This is a genomic window from Streptomyces sp. NPDC091272 (genome assembly GCF_044757485.1).
Lineage (GTDB): Bacteria > Actinomycetota > Actinomycetes > Streptomycetales > Streptomycetaceae > Streptomyces.
This window is the reverse complement of the sequence record NZ_JBIVVC010000002.1, coordinates 340,259-354,844: the sequence shown is the minus strand read 5'-3', so window position 1 is coordinate 354,844 and position 14,586 is coordinate 340,259. Positions and strand designations below refer to the sequence as shown.

13 protein-coding genes are annotated in these 14,586 nt (G+C 72.9%); 6 read left to right on the top strand and 7 right to left on the bottom strand.

Features of this window, described 5'->3' with window-relative positions; all coding sequences use genetic code 11:
• Positions 1 to 6: 6 nt before the first annotated feature.
• On the bottom strand, positions 7 to 159 hold the full coding sequence (locus ACIQM4_RS06385) for a hypothetical protein (protein ID WP_185032735.1): 153 nt from the start codon (positions 157 to 159) through the stop codon (positions 7 to 9).
• A gap of 212 nt (positions 160 to 371) precedes the next feature.
• Between ACIQM4_RS06385 and ACIQM4_RS06380 the strand changes: the two genes are divergently transcribed.
• A complete protein-coding gene (locus tag ACIQM4_RS06380; RefSeq protein ID WP_401586820.1) occupies positions 372 to 1,289 on the top strand; it encodes an NYN domain-containing protein in 918 nt (305 codons plus the stop codon).
• Positions 1,290 to 1,333: 44 nt separating this feature from the next.
• Here the strand turns inward: ACIQM4_RS06380 and ACIQM4_RS06375 are convergent, their stop codons facing one another.
• Both ACIQM4_RS06375 and ACIQM4_RS06370 read right to left on the bottom strand, forming a co-directional pair.
• Positions 1,334 to 2,227, bottom strand: a complete 894-nt coding sequence (locus ACIQM4_RS06375; protein WP_401586818.1) for an alpha/beta fold hydrolase — start codon at positions 2,225 to 2,227, stop codon at positions 1,334 to 1,336.
• Positions 2,228 to 2,608: 381 nt separating this feature from the next.
• Positions 2,609 to 4,621, bottom strand: a complete 2,013-nt coding sequence (locus ACIQM4_RS06370; RefSeq protein ID WP_401586816.1) for a DEAD/DEAH box helicase — start codon at positions 4,619 to 4,621, stop codon at positions 2,609 to 2,611.
• A 490-nt stretch (positions 4,622 to 5,111) separates the two neighbouring features.
• Here ACIQM4_RS06370 and ACIQM4_RS06365 point away from each other — a divergent pair, with 490 nt between their 5' ends.
• Positions 5,112 to 5,849 (top strand): ferritin-like fold-containing protein, encoded by a 738-nt coding sequence (locus tag ACIQM4_RS06365; protein WP_401586814.1) that lies wholly within the window; start codon positions 5,112 to 5,114, stop codon positions 5,847 to 5,849.
• A 57-nt stretch (positions 5,850 to 5,906) separates the two neighbouring features.
• Here the strand turns inward: ACIQM4_RS06365 and ACIQM4_RS06360 are convergent, their stop codons facing one another.
• The 4 genes from ACIQM4_RS06360 to ACIQM4_RS06345 all read right to left on the bottom strand — a co-directional run bounded on the left by ACIQM4_RS06360 (position 5,907) and on the right by ACIQM4_RS06345 (position 8,063).
• A complete protein-coding gene (locus tag ACIQM4_RS06360) occupies positions 5,907 to 6,176 on the bottom strand; it encodes a hypothetical protein (protein ID WP_401586811.1) in 270 nt (89 codons plus the stop codon).
• A 278-nt stretch (positions 6,177 to 6,454) separates the two neighbouring features.
• Positions 6,455 to 6,682 carry a DUF3107 domain-containing protein gene (locus ACIQM4_RS06355; protein ID WP_389244036.1) on the bottom strand — a complete coding sequence of 76 codons (228 nt, stop codon included), beginning with the start codon at positions 6,680 to 6,682 and terminating at the stop codon, positions 6,455 to 6,457.
• A 133-nt stretch (positions 6,683 to 6,815) separates the two neighbouring features.
• Positions 6,816 to 7,514 carry a TetR/AcrR family transcriptional regulator gene (locus tag ACIQM4_RS06350; RefSeq protein WP_401586809.1) on the bottom strand — a complete coding sequence of 233 codons (699 nt, stop codon included), beginning with the start codon at positions 7,512 to 7,514 and terminating at the stop codon, positions 6,816 to 6,818.
• Positions 7,515 to 7,826: 312 nt separating this feature from the next.
• On the bottom strand, positions 7,827 to 8,063 hold the full coding sequence (locus tag ACIQM4_RS06345; protein WP_401586806.1) for a hypothetical protein: 237 nt from the start codon (positions 8,061 to 8,063) through the stop codon (positions 7,827 to 7,829).
• Between the two features lie 144 nt (positions 8,064 to 8,207).
• Here ACIQM4_RS06345 and ACIQM4_RS06340 point away from each other — a divergent pair, with 144 nt between their 5' ends.
• From ACIQM4_RS06340 to ACIQM4_RS06325, 4 genes are all read left to right on the top strand, one after another.
• Entirely contained in the window at positions 8,208 to 9,194 is a 987-nt protein-coding gene (locus ACIQM4_RS06340; RefSeq protein ID WP_401586803.1) for an alpha/beta fold hydrolase, read from the top strand.
• Between the two features lie 8 nt (positions 9,195 to 9,202).
• Positions 9,203 to 10,960 (top strand): DUF3152 domain-containing protein, encoded by a 1,758-nt coding sequence (locus tag ACIQM4_RS06335; protein WP_401586801.1) that lies wholly within the window; start codon positions 9,203 to 9,205, stop codon positions 10,958 to 10,960.
• A 243-nt stretch (positions 10,961 to 11,203) separates the two neighbouring features.
• The gene (locus tag ACIQM4_RS06330; RefSeq protein WP_401586799.1) at positions 11,204 to 13,285 is read left to right on the top strand and encodes a DUF3492 domain-containing protein; all 2,082 of its coding nucleotides are present in this window, start codon (positions 11,204 to 11,206) and stop codon (positions 13,283 to 13,285) included.
• Positions 13,282 to 14,523: a hypothetical protein gene (locus ACIQM4_RS06325; protein WP_401586796.1), complete on the top strand. Its 1,242-nt coding sequence runs from the start codon at positions 13,282 to 13,284 to the stop codon at positions 14,521 to 14,523. The genes ACIQM4_RS06330 and ACIQM4_RS06325 overlap by 4 nt, the downstream gene beginning before the upstream one ends.
• Positions 14,524 to 14,586: the final 63 nt, after the last annotated feature.

Here is a 14,586-nt window from a genome sequence, read left to right as displayed (position 1 = left end):
TACGCGTTACGAGGCCGAGCTGTCGGCCGGGCGGATGTAGATGCGCTGGCCGATTGAGGCGGCCTGCTGCACGATCCGGTTGACGGAGGCGGCGTCCACGACGGTGCTGTCAACGGCGGTGCCGTCGACGTCGTCCAGTCGCATGATTTCGAAGCGCATGCGCTTCTCCCTTCGTCTGATCCTCCTGCTGGAGAACTGTGGTGAATGTGTGGGGCGCACGGGGACCTTGCGGTCGGTGCGTTCCATAGGGGTACAACCAGCCTCTCCCGAAAAACATTCCCTACACTAAAGAAAACTTTCGTAAGGCTAACTACTCAGCGGTAGAGCGCCGCTTGTGCGGTGCCTGGGGCGCCACGGACAATGGGCGTCGTATGGACGACGCACAGCCTTCGGGCCCTTCCGACCTGGCCAGGATCTCCGCCCGCCTGGACCGCACCAACGAACTCCTCACCCGTGTGCTCGCGGAGGTGGCCAAGACACCTTCCACCCACGCGATCTTCGTGGACGCGGGGTACGTGTACGCGGCCGCGGGCCTGCTGGTCACCGGCACCGAGGACCGGCGCTCCTTCGACCTGGACGCGGAGGGCCTGATCGAGGCCTTCATCGACAAGGCGCGGATCATCTTCGCGGACAGCCGGCTGCTGCGGGTGTACTGGTACGACGGGGCCAGGCGCCGCATCCACACCACCGAGCAGCAGTCGATCGCCGAGCTCCCGGACGTCAAGGTCCGCCTCGGCAACCTCAACGCCAACAACCAGCAGAAGGGCGTCGACTCGCTGATCCGTACGGACCTGGAGTCACTCGCCAGGCAGCGCGCGATCAGTGACGCGGCGCTGGTCGGCGGCGACGAGGACCTGGTCTCAGCGGTGGAGGCGGCACAGGGGTACGGGGCCCGGGTGCACCTGTGGGGCATCGAGGCGGGCGACGGCCGTAACCAGGCCGAGCCGCTGCTCTGGGAGGTCGACAGCCAGCGCACCTTCGACCTCGACTTCTGCAAGCCGTACGTCTCGCGCCGCCCGGTCACCACGTACGAGCAGGAGAACGGCCCCGCGCCGTCGCGTGAGGACGTCCGCTTCCTGGGCGCCCAGATCGCCGCGAAGTGGCTGGCCGAACGGGGCAGGCAGCAGCTCGGCGAGCTCCTGCCCGGACGCCCCTACCTGCCGGGCCCGGTCGACCAGGAGCTGCTGGTCGAGGCGGAGCGGATGCTCCAGCGCTCGCTGCGGGGCCATTCCGACCTGCGCCGCTCGCTGCGGGACGGCTTCTGGCAACACCTTCAGTCGCAGTACTAGAGCTTCCCAGTACTCCAGTACTCCAGTACTCCACTACTCCAGTACTAGGGACTTGTCAGGGAGCGCCAGAAGCCGGCGACGGCCTGTGCGGTCTCGTCCGGGCCGTCGGTGTTGGGGGAGTGGCCCGCTCCCTTGATCACCGTGCGATGGGCGCCGAGGCGCGCCGCCATGTCGTCGATGAGCGGCACGGGCCAGGTGTCGTCGAAGGACCCCGACACGACGTGCAGCGGCAGACCGGTGTCCCGCAGTTCGGCCACGCGGTCGGGCTCGGTGGTGAGCTGGTGCCCGGTCGCGGCGAGCTGCGCGGGGCTGTTGCGCAGCCAGCGGCGCCGGAGTGCGGCCTCCAGCCGGGGATCGCGCGCCCGGGTGGTGGTCTCCTCGGGGGCGGCCGTCTCCATGGCCTGGATCGCGTCCCACACGTCGCCCATCGGCATGACGCCGAGGGCCTGCGTCAGCAGCGCGATCTTCTCCTGCTGGGAGGGGTCGACCTCCGCGGGCCCCGACGACATCAGCGTCAGCGAACGGAACGGCGCGGGGTCCGCGAGGACTGCGGCGCGGGCGATCTGACCGCCCAGGGAGTGACCGAGGAGGTGCAGGGGGCCCGCGGCTGTCCCCCCGGCGCCGAGGCTGAGGGCCTGCGCGAGTACGTCATGGGCCAACTCGGCCTGCGCGTAAGGGGTTTGGCTGTCCGGTGGCCCCTCGGACTCGTACTGCCCGCGGCCGTCCACGGCGACTGCGCGATAACCGGCGCGGGCGAGCGGCGCGAGCATCGCGATGAAGTCCTCCTTGCTGCCGGTGAAGCCGGGCAGCAGAAGGGCGGTACCGCGCGTCGCACCCGCCTCCGGCACCGCTTCGAGCGCGGCAAAGACCCCGCGCTCGGTACGCAGAGGAACGGCACGAACACCAACGGGCGGAGTAAATGTCGACGGCCTGCTCATCCCCCGACCCTACCCACCCCCCACCCAAACCCTTCGGCCCCAGCCCCCTCTTCCTCCACCCAGCCCCCTTGGGCAGCGGGGCCGCCCCCCACCTCCCCACCCCAGCCCCCTTGGGCAGCGGGGCCGCGCCCCACCTCCCCACCCCAGCCCCCTTGGGCAGCGGGGCCGCGCCCCACCTCCCCACCCCAGCCCCCTCGGGCAGCGGGGCCGCCCCCCGGGGGCGGGACGGGTGGGCAAGGGGGCGGCCCCACGCGGAGCGCACCCCACGCGGAGCGCCCCGGAGGCTTCCGTACGCCGACGGCCCCGCCTCCCAGTGGGAAGCGGGGCCGTCAGATCAGACAGTTCAAGCAGATGGACCGGATCCAGCAGATCCAGCCACGATCAGCTCTCCGGCTGCGAAGCCGGCTTGCGCGCCGCGCGTCGACGGCGCGGCTTTGCCTCGCCCTCCGAGGCGGAGCCGGCCGCGGACCCAGCAGCCGGAGCCGCCTTCTCCGTCTTCGGCTTCGACGTCCGGGCAGGCGCCCTGCGACGCGGCTGCGTCGGCTCGGGCTCCGGCATCGGGGCCATCTGGAAGTCGACCTCGGGCTCGGCCGAGACCCTCGCCCGGACCGGACGCTTGAGGCGCGGACGTACCGGAGCCTCGAACACCTCGGCGGACGCGTCGACGACCGGGGAAGGGCTCTTGGCACGAGGTGCCCGTGCCCGCGTGGCCCGTGCGGGAGCCGAGGCCTCGGTGGCCTCGGCCGCCTTCGCCGTCCGGGTGCGCGTACGAGGCCTGGCCGCGGGCTCGGCCTCCTCGGCCGTCACCGGAGCGGCGGCCACCGGAGCGGCAGAAGCGGCGGGAGCGGCGGGAGCGGTGGACACCGCGGAAGCAGCCTGGGCCGGCGGGGCCACCGGCGACTCGGCCACCGCGACCGCACCCGCGGACGGCGCCGTGGCACGCGTCCGACGGCGGCGGCGCGGCGTGCGCGGCTCCGCACCCTCGGAAGGCGCGACCGCTTCGGAGACGGGAGCGTCCGCCGGAGCCTCGGTGGCCTGGCTCACGACCGCAGCCGTGTCGCCGAGCTCCGAGCCGCTGCGCGTACGGCGCCGCTGGCGCGGCGTACGCGTACGGGCCTGGCGCTCTTCCTCCACCACGGCGGCGGCAGCCACCGGCGCGGACTTGCGGCCGCGGCCACCCGTCTCGCCCAGATCCTCGACCTGTTCCGCGCGAAGACCCGCGCGGGTGCGGTCGGCCCGGGGCAGTATGCCCTTCGTGCCGGCCGGGATGGAGAGGATCTCGTAGAGGTGCGGGGACGTGGAGTACGTCTCCTCGGGCTCGTCGAACGGCAGGTCCAGCGCCTTGTTGATGAGCTTCCAGCGCGGGATGTCGTCCCAGTCGACGAGCGTGACGGCGATGCCCTTGGCGCCCGCGCGGCCGGTGCGGCCGACCCGGTGCAGGTAGGTCTTCTCGTCCTCGGGGGACTGGTAGTTCACGACGTGGGTGACGCCTTCGACGTCGATGCCGCGGGCGGCCACGTCGGTGCAGACCAGCACGTCGACCTTGCCGTTGCGGAAGGCACGCAGCGCCTGCTCGCGGGCGCCCTGGCCGAGGTCACCGTGCACGGCGCCGGACGCGAAGCCGCGCTTCTCCAGCTGCTCGGCGATGTCGGCCGCGGTCCGCTTGGTGCGGCAGAAGATCATCGCCAGGCCGCGGCCCTCGGCCTGCAGGATGCGGGAGACCAGCTCCGGCTTGTCCATGTTGTGCGCACGAAAGACGTGCTGCGTGATGTTCTTGACGGTCGCGCCCTCGTCGTCGGGCGAGGTGGCGCTGATGTGGGTGGGCTGCGTCATGTACCGGCGGGCCAGTCCGATGACGGCGCCCGGCATCGTCGCAGAGAAGAGCATGGTCTGCCGCTTGGGCGGCAGCATCTTCATGATCTTCTCGACGTCCGGCAGGAAGCCCAGGTCCAGCATCTCGTCGGCCTCGTCGAGGACGAGCGCGCGGATGTGGGACAGGTCGAGCTTCTTCTGCCCTGCCAGGTCGAGCAGGCGGCCCGGGGTGCCGACGATGATGTCGACGCCCTTCTTGAGCGCCTCGACCTGGGGCTCGTACGCGCGGCCGCCGTAGATCGCGAGGACCCGGACGTTACGCACCTTGCCGGCGGTCAGCAGGTCGTTGGTGACCTGCTGGCACAGCTCGCGGGTGGGTACGACGACCAGCGCCTGCGGGGCGTCCGTCAGCTTCTCGGGCTTCGCGCGGCCCGCCTCGACATCGGCGGGGACGGTCACGCGCTCAAGGAGCGGGAGGCCGAAACCGAGGGTCTTGCCCGTACCGGTCTTGGCCTGGCCGATGACGTCGCTGCCCGAAAGCGCGACAGGGAGCGTCATCTCCTGGATGGGGAAGGGGGACATGATGCCGACCGCCTCAAGGGCTTCGGCCGTCTCGGAAAGGATGCCGAGGTCTCGGAACGTAGTCAGGGTGCTGCCTCTTCTGTGAGACGCGACACAAGGCGAACAACGGGGGTCGTACCGTGCCTGGGGTTTCATCCGGCCTTGGGAGGACCGGGTGGCGCGGGACCACTGCCATTGCTCTAGCGCTCATGCCGCTGAGGGTTCCCTCGTCCGCGGTGGTGCGTGTGCACCGCGCGCCGGAGGGCTGTCGGGTCGGAGCCGATCGGGCCACCGACCGGGCATCCTCATTCGGATGGCCTGCTGAAAGCGCGCGAACCTCAGTGCGTACGCGGGGAATGCTCAGCAGGCGCATTACCACTGTACCCCGGATTCGCGCATGTGTGTTGGGTGAATTCGTAGGAATGGTGGTGCGGTGGTGGAGGCGGTGGCGCGGGGGGCGCCCGCTGACCAGGCCCTTACCCGGCCTCTCCGGCGGGCTATTGTGCGCGTTATGGAGACATCTGACACCCCCGTCGACACCCCCGACGCACCCACCGGAATCGCCGCCCAGGACTGGGACACCGCCTCCGTCGAGCCGACCTACCGCGCCGCCGTCGAGGACCTTCTCGGTGCCCTCGCGTACGGCGAGCTGGCGGCCTTCGAGCGTCTCGCCGAGGACGCGAAGCTGGCGCCGACGCTGGGCGACAAGGCGGAGCTCGCGAAGATGGCCTCCGCCGAGTTCCACCACTTCGAGCGGCTGAGCGCCCGGCTCGCGGAGATCGACGCCGAGCCGACCGCCGCGATGGAGCCCTTCGCGAAGGCCCTCGACGACTTCCACCGGCTGACCGCCCCGTCGGACTGGCTTGAGGGCCTGGTCAAGGCCTACGTGGGCGACTCGATCGCCAGTGACTTCTACCGTGAGGTCGCCGCCCGCCTGGACACGGACACCCGCTCGCTGGTGCTCGCGGTGCTCGACGACACCGGGCACGGCAACTTCGCGGTGGAGAAGGTACGGGCCGCCATCGAGGCTGACCCGCGGGTCGGCGGCCGGCTCGCGCTGTGGGCCCGGCGGCTGATGGGCGAGGCGCTGTCACAGGCGCAGCGCGTGGTCGCGGAGCGCGACTCGCTCTCGACGATGCTCGTGGGCGGGGTGGCGGACGGCTTCGACCTCGCGGAGGTCGGCCGGATGTTCTCCCGTATCACCGAGGCGCACACCAAGCGGATGGCGGCGCTGGGCCTCGCAGCCTGAGTCCGCCTCCCGGCGCGCTCGCCACGCCCCGCGCGTGGCCGCGGCGCAGCCGGAGGGCTACGCCGCGGCGGACCTGCCGCGCATACGGCCCGAGGGGCGCAGCAGCAGCGAGAGCGTCACCGAGCCCACCGCGGCCGCGCCGACCAGCGTGAGCAGTACATGACCGGAGCCGATGGCCGCGTGGGTCAGGCAGGCGCCGAACAGTGCGCCGACGATGCCGGCGGCCAGTACGTGCGGACGGGGCGGCAGGCGGTCCGGCAGCCGGTGCGCGGCCGCCTGGGCGAGGGCGAGTCCAAGGATGACGGAGCCGAGAGCTTCCCAGATCAACGTGGTTCCCTCCTGCACTGCAACGTGGGCAAATGGGTCGTAGCCCGTCTTACCCGGGACGTGCGGAATACAACCCTCCCCGGTCGTCCAGTCGTATGAACTGTTCGGTGCGCCGGGCCAAACCTCCGGTGTCGCACGCAAGATGCCCGCACGAGCATGTGCGCCCCAGGCACGCGCAGACCGAGCACGGAGCGTGCCCACACGGAGCACGGGCGCACACGAACGAACGGCCCGGCGGGAGAACCCGCCGGGCCGTTCGTCTTCTGCCTTGTCGCGTACTAGAGGGCGCCGAAGCCCACTCGCCGCTGCGTCGGCTCGCCGATCTCCACATAGGCGATCCGGTCCGCCGGTACGAGGACCTTGCGGCCCTTGTCGTCGTTCAGGCTGAGCAGCTGCGCCTTGCCGGCCAGCGCGTCGGCCACGGCGCGCTCGACCTCCTCGGCGGACTGCCCGCTCTCCAGAACGATCTCCCGGGGTGCGTGCTGCACGCCGATCTTGACCTCCACGGCTATGTCCCTCCGACGATCTGGGTCGGCGCGGTCACCCCGCGCCGTACGTCCAGCCACATTAGCCCGGCGCGGGGGCGTGATCGGCGCCCAGGGCAACGCCGGGAGCGAACACGCGGTGCCAGGGGCCGCGTCAGTTCTGGTCGGCGCCCTTCGGCGGGCCCTGCGGGTCCGCGCCGTGCGGGTCCGTGCCGTGCTGGTCGATGCCGTGCAGCGGGAAGCCCGCGATGCCGCGCCAGGCCAGCGAGGTCAGGAGCTGGACCGCCTGGTCCCTGGGGATGGTGCTGCCGCTGGAGAGCCAGTAGCGGGCGACCACCTGGGAGACGCCGCCCAGGCCCACCGCCAGCAGCATCGACTCGTCCTTGGACAGTCCGGTGTCCTCGGCGATGACCTCGCTGATCGCCTCCGCGCACTGGAGCGAGACCCGGTCCACGCGCTCGCGCACCGCGGGCTCGTTGGTCAGGTCGGACTCGAAGACGAGGCGGAACGCGCCGCCCTCGTCCTGCACGTACGCGAAGTAGGCGTCCATGGTGGCGGCGACGCGCAGCTTGTTGTCGGACGTCGAGGCCAGCGCGGTGCGCACCGCCTGGAGCAGCGACTCGCAGTGCTGGTCCAGGAGGGCCAGATAGAGGTCGAGCTTGCCGGGGAAGTGCTGGTAGAGCACCGGCTTGCTGACTCCGGCGCGCTCGGCGATGTCGTCCATGGCGGCCGCGTGGTAGCCCTGTGCGACGAAGACCTCCTGGGCGGCGCCCAGGAGCTGGTTGCGTCGGGCTCGGCGAGGCAGGCGGGTGCCCCGCGGGCGCGCCGCCTCTGTCTGCTCGGTGGCTGTCACGCCGCCTCCCATGTCTTTCATGTTCACGGACCTCTCACCGCACGGCTGTTCCGTGTGATGTGCGCCGCAGCGCCATCGTACTTTTGGGTAACCCCGCTGTGCGCGGTGCGGACGCAGAATTTCACGGAGCGGACACCGAGTGAAGAGAGTTCGGCCCGTCGACGGGCCGACCGGCACCGGGGTGATGGCGTCCGGTGAGCGGGGAGCGCCGCACGGTGAGCGGTGGAGGCCGGGTCTCGGCGGTGGTCGTCCTCGTCCGGGACCACCACCGCCCTCAGCGGTGGTCGTCCTCGTCGAGCACCACCACCGCCCTCAGCGGTAGTCGTCCTCGTCGAGCACCACCACGCGGGTCTGCTCGGCGGCGTCCGCCTCGTTCGCCAGGTCCGGATCGACGGTGGTCAGCGGGTTGTCCTTGTCCGGTGTCAGGTCCGTGTGCTGCTCGACGGCATCCGCCTCGGGGGTCTCGTCGGACAGGGGCCGGTTCTCGGCGTCGTCCGTCCCTGCCTCGGGCTCGAAGGTGTCGGGGTCGCTCGGGTCAACAGTCGGCATGGGGTCCGCCTTTCCGGAGCACACCTCGTCATGTGCGCGTGCACACCTTCTTTCGAGCGTAGGAGTGCGCGCAGGTGCGCGCCACGCGGCCCTGTGACCGCGAACACATGAGCCCCGGTGTGATCGTCTCGTAACATTGGCGCCATGGATTCGACCGATCTGCCGGAATCCGGCGCGGACGCAGGGGCGGAGGCCAGTGTTGTCGCCGCGCCGCTGCCGATGGTCAGTGCGGTCAGGGTCGCCGAGGGCGAGGAGTTGCGGACCGTCGCCCTGCCGGGGCTGACGCTGTCCGTGCGCTCCCGGCCGCCGGGGTCCACCGGACTGCCGCCCGCGCTGTACGTGCACGGGCTCGGCGGCTCCTCGCAGAACTGGTCCGCGCTGATGCCGCTGCTCGACGGCGTCGTCGACAGCGAGGCCCTCGACCTCCCCGGCTTCGGCGACTCGCCGCCGCCGGACGACGGCAATTACTCGATCACCGGGCACGCGCGCGCCGTGATCCGCTACCTGGAGTCGAGCGGACGCGGTCCGGTCCACCTCTTCGGCAACTCGCTCGGCGGCGCCGTGTCCACGCGGGTCGCCGCCGTGCGCCCGGACCTCGTGCGCAGCCTGACCCTGGTGTCGCCCGCGCTGCCGGAGATCCGGGTGCAGAGGACGGCGGTGCCGACCGCGCTGCTCGCGGTGCCCGGCGTCGCCGGGCTGTTCGCGAAGCTCAGCAGGGACTGGACGGCCGAGCAACGCACGCGCGGGGTGACGGGGCTCTGTTACGGCGACCCGGGCCGGGTCACGCCCGAGGGTTTCCAGGCGGCCGTCGACGAGATGGAACGGCGGCTGGGGCTGCCGTACTTCTGGGACGCGATGACGCGTTCCGCGCGGGGCATCGTCGACGCCTACACCCTGGGCGGCCAGCACGGACTGTGGCGGCAGGCGGAGCGGGTGCTCGCGCCGACGCTGCTGGTGTACGGCGGGCGCGACCAGCTGGTGTCCTTCCGGGTGGCGCGCAAGGCGGCGGCGAAGTTCCGCAATTCCCGGCTCCTGGCCCTTCCGGATGCCGGGCATGTGGCGATGATGGAGTACCCCGAGGCGGTCGCCGAGGCGTTCCTGGGGCTCATAAAGACAGAAACTAGGAGCTGATCCGCCGAGTGGGACGTCACAGTCGCCATGCCGCACCCGCGTCCAAGGGTGCCGACGAGAACCCCGGCAAGGGTGCGGGGAGCGACGCCTGGGGGACCGACGCCGCGAAGGCCGACGCCCGACGGGCCGATTCCCCGGGTGGTACCGGCGGCGCGTCGGACGCCCCGGGGCGCGGGCGGCGCAGGCGCGGCGACACGGGCGAGTTCCCCGTGCACCAGGGGGCCACGGGTGCGGTGCCGCGCTTCAGGCCGCACCACCTCGCGGGCGGACCGCAGGCCCCGCAGCCCTCTTCGCAGCCGGTCAGGGGCGGGCACCCCGAGCAGCGCGAGCCGGGCGGCGGCTGGGGCGCCGCCGGGACCTCCGGTACGTCAGGCGGCAGCGGCTCCACGAGGGCGTCCGAGGAGTCCGGCAGGTCCGGCGAGTCCGGCAGGTCCGGCGCGGTCGGCGACACCGGCGGCGGGCGGTACGGCGACTGGGTCGGCGCGCCGCGGGCGCCGCATACGCCCCGTTCGGCGGGGAGCACGCATCCGCATCCGCAGTCGCAGCGGTCCGGGGCGCAGGAGCGGCAACAGCCGCAGACACAGGAGCGGCAGCAATCGCGGACACAGGAGCGGCAGCAGCCCCAGACACAGGAGCGGCAGCAACCGCAGCAGCCGCAGAATCAGCACCCGTCGCCGGCCCGGTCGGGGTCCGGGGCGCGGATTCCGGGGCCCCGGCGGGAGTTCGTCGAGGCCTTCGAGGACGACGCCCGGCAGTCGCCCCGTACGCAGTCCGCCCTCCGCACCCCGCAGCAGCCCGGCACGCAGCCGGCTTCCCGTACGCAGGCGCGTGACCCGTACGCGGCCGTCACCGACTGGGACGAGGCCGAGGCGCTCCACGCGGGCGCCGACAGCGAGGGCGAACCCGACCAGGACGAGCTCGATTCCGAGGGCACCGCGCGTCGCGCCAGGCGACGCAGGGCGCGCACGGTCACCGGGTTCTCCGCCGCCACGGTGACCGCCGTGCTCGCGGTCGTGGTGGCCGGGCAGCACTCGGGTCAGGGGGCGAAGGACGCCGTGACCGCCCGCGTGGGCGACCGGCCGCTCGTCGACGGCGCCTCGCGGGACGAGGACCGGACCACGCCGCAGGGCAGCGAGGGGGAGCGGGCGCCCGCCGTCCCGCCGACGTACGAGCAGCGCATGGCGACGAAGCTGACGATGGCCGCCGACCAGAGCGGGCCGAACTCCTTCGACACCGTCCCCGGCACGGCGAAGGCGCCCGCGCAGGGCCTGCGCCACTACCGCTACCGGGTGGACGTCGAGAAGAGCATCGGTCTCGACGGGAAGTTCTTCGCAGACGCGGTCCAGAAGACCCTCAACGACAAGAGGAGCTGGGCCGGCGCGGGAGAGATGTCCTTCGAGCGAATATCCGCCGGCAAGGCGGATTTCGTCGTCACGCTCGCCACCCCGGTCACCACCAACACCTGGTGCCAGAAGTCCGGTCTGGACACCCTCTCGCAGAACGTCTCCTGCGACTCCGCGGCCACCGAACGCGTGATGATCAACGCCTACCGGTGGGCCGGCGGGGCGCCCACGTTCGGGCTGAAGCTGCTCCTCCCGTACCGGCAGATGCTGATCAACCACGAGGTCGGTCACCGCCTCGGGCACAACCACCGCAACTGCGAGGAGAACGGCGCGTTGGCCCCGGTAATGATGCAGCAGACCAAGACCCTGGAGACGGGCGACAAGAAGTGCAGGCCCAACCCGTGGGTGCACCCCGGTAGTTGACGGCCGGCCCGGCCCGTCGTCGGCGCTTCCCCGCGCTGCGCGCGCGGGCCGCGACCCCGTGTGCGTACACCTCCCTAGCGCGGCTGAACGCGGGCCACGCGGATAAGTTACGACTGTTCACCCCTTCCAGTGGCGCGATGGACAACCGTCCGTCGCGCCACCGTCATGTCCGCATACGGTCGGTCCCGCTGCGAGTCGCCGGACCAACGGCGGCTGCCCACAAGGGAGATCGGGGGTGCACACATGCGGATCGGACTGCTTACCGAGGGTGGCTACCCGTATGCGACCGGTGAGTCCAGGTTCTGGTGCGACCGGCTCGTGCGCGGGCTCGCGCGGCACGAGTTCGACATCTACGCCCTGAGCCGCAGCGCGGACCAGGAGGAACAGGGCTGGCTCGAACTGCCGCCGCAGGTCCACCGGGTGCGAACCGCCCCGCTGTGGGCCACCGAGACGGAGTTCAGGACCACGCACGGCAGGCTCGGCGCGCGCTCCTACGGGCGGCGCGAACGCCGCCGCTTCGACGCGCACCTGGCGGAGCTGGTCTCGGCCGTCTGCACGGGGGAGAGCGCCGGTGCGCCCCCCGCGGCGGAGCGTTTCTGCACAGGGCTCTACGGGCTCGCCGAACTCGCCCGCGAAAAGGGCGGACTGCACACCGCGCTGCGCTCCGAACGCGCCGTGCGCGCGCTGGAACGCGCCTGCCGTGCGCCGGGCGCACCCCGGGTCGTACAGGGCGCCAAGGTGCCCGACTACCTGGCCTTCGCCGACCTCCTGGAGCGCGCCCTGCGCCCGCTCTCGCTCGACTGGTACGACACGGGGGAGGGCGGCCTCGGCGCCGTCGACCTCTGCCACGCCGCATCGGGCGGGGCCGCGGCACTGCCCGGCCTGCTGGCGAAGCGGTTCTTCGGCGTGCCGCTCCTCGTCACCGAGTACGGCGTGCAGCTGCGGGCGCACTACCTGGCCGCCCAGGAGGCCGAGTTGAGCGCCCCCGTGCGCACGCTGCTCGCCGCCTTCCACGGCCTGCTGGCCGCCGAGGTGTACGCGCAGGCCGCCTTGATCACTCCCGGCAACGCGCACGCCCGGCGCTGGCAGGAGCGCTGCGGCGCCGACCGGGCCAAGCAGCGCACGGTCTACCCGGGGATGGAGTCCGCCAGGTTCGCGGCGGTCGGCGAGTCCGGCACCTCCATGGCGGACGGGGACGACAGCACGCTGGTGTGGGTGGGGCGGGTCGAGCCGGCCAAGGACCTCGTCGGTCTGCTGCACGCCTTCGCGGCGGTCCGCGGGGCCGCCCCCGGCACCCGGCTGCGGATCGTCGCGGCGCCCGTCGGCGAGGGCTCCGCGCGCGGGTACCTCGACCACTGCCGTGCGCTGGCCGCGCAGCTTTTCCCGGACGAGGCCGCCGACGCCCGCACCGTGGGCGGGAGTCCCGTCTCCTTCGAGGAGATCGGCGGGCCCGGGGTGCCGGAGCTCGCCGACGCCTACGCGGCGGGCTGCGTGGTGGTGCTGTCGAGCGTGGTCGAGGGCTTCCCGCTCAGCCTCGTCGAAGCCATGTTCTGCGGCCGGGCGACGGTCTCCACCGACGTCGGCGCGGTCGTCGAAGTCATCGGCGGTACGGGCCTGGTGGTGCCGCCGCGCAACCCGCGCGCACTCGCCGACGCCTGCCTGGCCCTGCTGCGCGACCCGGAGCGCAGGGCGCGGCTGGGGGCGGCGGGGCGTGCGCGGGCGCTCGAACTCTTCACCGTGGAGCAGAATCTCGTGGCATTTCGCGACATCTATCTGGAGATGGTCTCGCACTGTCCGGTACGTCGCGAGGCGCGAGACTCGGCCCCGCTGCCCTTCGAATTCCCGGCGGAGGCTTATGTGCCGGGCGCCTGGACGGGGGTGGCGGCGGCCGGGACCTCGGTTGTCCCCGCTGCCCCGGGCGGTGCGGGCGGGCGGACGGGAACGGCCGCGGCGCAGGAGGCACCTGCCGGGACGAATCCGGCCGGGGCCCCGGACACCGCGCCCGCCCCCGTGCCGGTCGCCACCGCTCCGGCCGTCCCCGCCCGGGTGCCGAGCTGGTCCTCGTACGAGAACGGCGGGAGCGGGGCCGGGCAGCACCGGACCGCCGAGGCGCACGGCACGCTCGCCGTCCTCGTCGAGCACGAGCCCGACCCCCTGCTCGCGGACCAGGTGAGCGACCTCAGCGAACGGATGTCCGGCCTGGAGTGGCGGATCTACGACCTGGAGGCCCGTCTCCCCGCCCCCGCCGTCACACCGGCCCGGCCCACGGCCCACGACCCCTCGCCCGCCGACGAGACCGACGCCCTTCGGGAGGCACGCCCATGACCACGCAGACGGCAGACCCGACGGGCATGGCGGAGACCCCGGCCCACGGCACGGACGTGACCGGAGGCCGCGCGCGGGCAACCCTCAGCGCCAGTGCGAGAGCAAGCCACAGTCACAGCGACAGCGACAGCGACAGCGGCTACGACAGCGGCAGCGGCAGCGGCAGCCGTACGGCGCGCGTCGTCCGCCGTACTCCCGCCGACCCCGTCAGGGTCCTGATGCACCGCCACCGCGAACTGTGCGAGCGGGCCGTCGACCCCCTGGAGATAGCCGCGGGACTTGAGGCGCACGGCGTCACCGACCGCACCGCCGCCCGCTTCCGGCACCGGGACGTCTTCTCGCTCGCCGAGGAGCTCTACGCGCGCGTGCCACGCGCCGACGAGGACGACGTCCCGGCGCGCGCCCCGGAGCCCCGGGAGCACGACACCTCGCTGCCGACGGCCTGGGCCGCCTACGCGCTCCTGCCGGGCGCCCTGTGCGCGCTCACCCTGCTGGGCGCCGACGGGCTGTCCGGCGCGGCCCGCGTGGCCGCCGTCGCCGCCGGAGTGCTCGCCACCCTGGCCGCCCTCCTGCTGTGCCTGCGAAGAGGGCCGCTGCGCGCCGACGGATACGCACCCTGGGCGCGCACCGGCTGGCTGCTGCTGTACGCGGCGGCGGGCGACGGCGTCCTGCGGTGGCTGCTCGGGGACGGCCCGCTGTGGGCGCCGTCCCCGGCCACCCTCGTAGGACTCGCGGCCGCCCTCGCGCCCGCCGCCTGGTGCGGGCGGCTGCTGACCGTGCAGGCGCACCGCAGGCTGCGGATGAGCCGTGGCACCCAGGACTTCGGCGCCGCCGTCCGGCCGCTGCTGTTCGGGGTGTTCGCTCTGTACGCCGCCGCCCTGGCACTGCTGCTGTACGGGGCTTCCCGGCTCGGTTTCGGCGGCTCGTTCGCGGTGTCCGCGGTCGCGGTCGGGGCCCTGCTCTTCCTGGCCAGGCTGCTCGCCGTGCACGGACTGCCCCGGGCGGGCGCGACGGGGCTCACCCTCGCCTGCGCCGCCGAAATCACCGTACTGGCCGTCCTGCTGGCCGCGCGGCTGCCCGGCTGCGAGGCCCTGGCCGCACCCGTCAGGGCCGTGGCCCGCGGCTGGGGGGCCGGTGCGTTGCCCGCTCTCGCCTGCGGGGCCGCGGCCCTCGGCCTCCTCGCGCACGCGGCGGTCGCACTGTCGCGTGCCTCCGCGCACGCGGGGCGGCGCGACTGACCGGCCGGCCCTACCCAGACCACCACCACAGGCAGTTGCGGAGCCGACGCCGCAGCAGCCGCA

What these genes read in the sequence shown, in the direction of transcription:
- ACIQM4_RS06370 (WP_401586816.1), bottom strand. Translation starts at nt 4,621, where the DNA reads ATGTCCCCCTTCCCCATCCAGGAGATGACGCTCCCTGTCGCGCTTTCG.
- ACIQM4_RS06380 (WP_401586820.1), top strand. Translation starts at nt 372, where the DNA reads ATGGACGACGCACAGCCTTCGGGCCCTTCCGACCTGGCCAGGATCTCC.
- ACIQM4_RS06385 (WP_185032735.1), bottom strand. Translation starts at nt 159, where the DNA reads ATGCGCTTCGAAATCATGCGACTGGACGACGTCGACGGCACCGCCGTT.
- ACIQM4_RS06340 (WP_401586803.1), top strand. Translation starts at nt 8,208, where the DNA reads ATGGATTCGACCGATCTGCCGGAATCCGGCGCGGACGCAGGGGCGGAG.
- ACIQM4_RS06325 (WP_401586796.1), top strand. Translation starts at nt 13,282, where the DNA reads ATGACCACGCAGACGGCAGACCCGACGGGCATGGCGGAGACCCCGGCC.
- ACIQM4_RS06330 (WP_401586799.1), top strand. Translation starts at nt 11,204, where the DNA reads ATGCGGATCGGACTGCTTACCGAGGGTGGCTACCCGTATGCGACCGGT.
- ACIQM4_RS06365 (WP_401586814.1), top strand. Translation starts at nt 5,112, where the DNA reads ATGGAGACATCTGACACCCCCGTCGACACCCCCGACGCACCCACCGGA.
- ACIQM4_RS06345 (WP_401586806.1), bottom strand. Translation starts at nt 8,063, where the DNA reads ATGCCGACTGTTGACCCGAGCGACCCCGACACCTTCGAGCCCGAGGCA.
- ACIQM4_RS06375 (WP_401586818.1), bottom strand. Translation starts at nt 2,227, where the DNA reads ATGAGCAGGCCGTCGACATTTACTCCGCCCGTTGGTGTTCGTGCCGTT.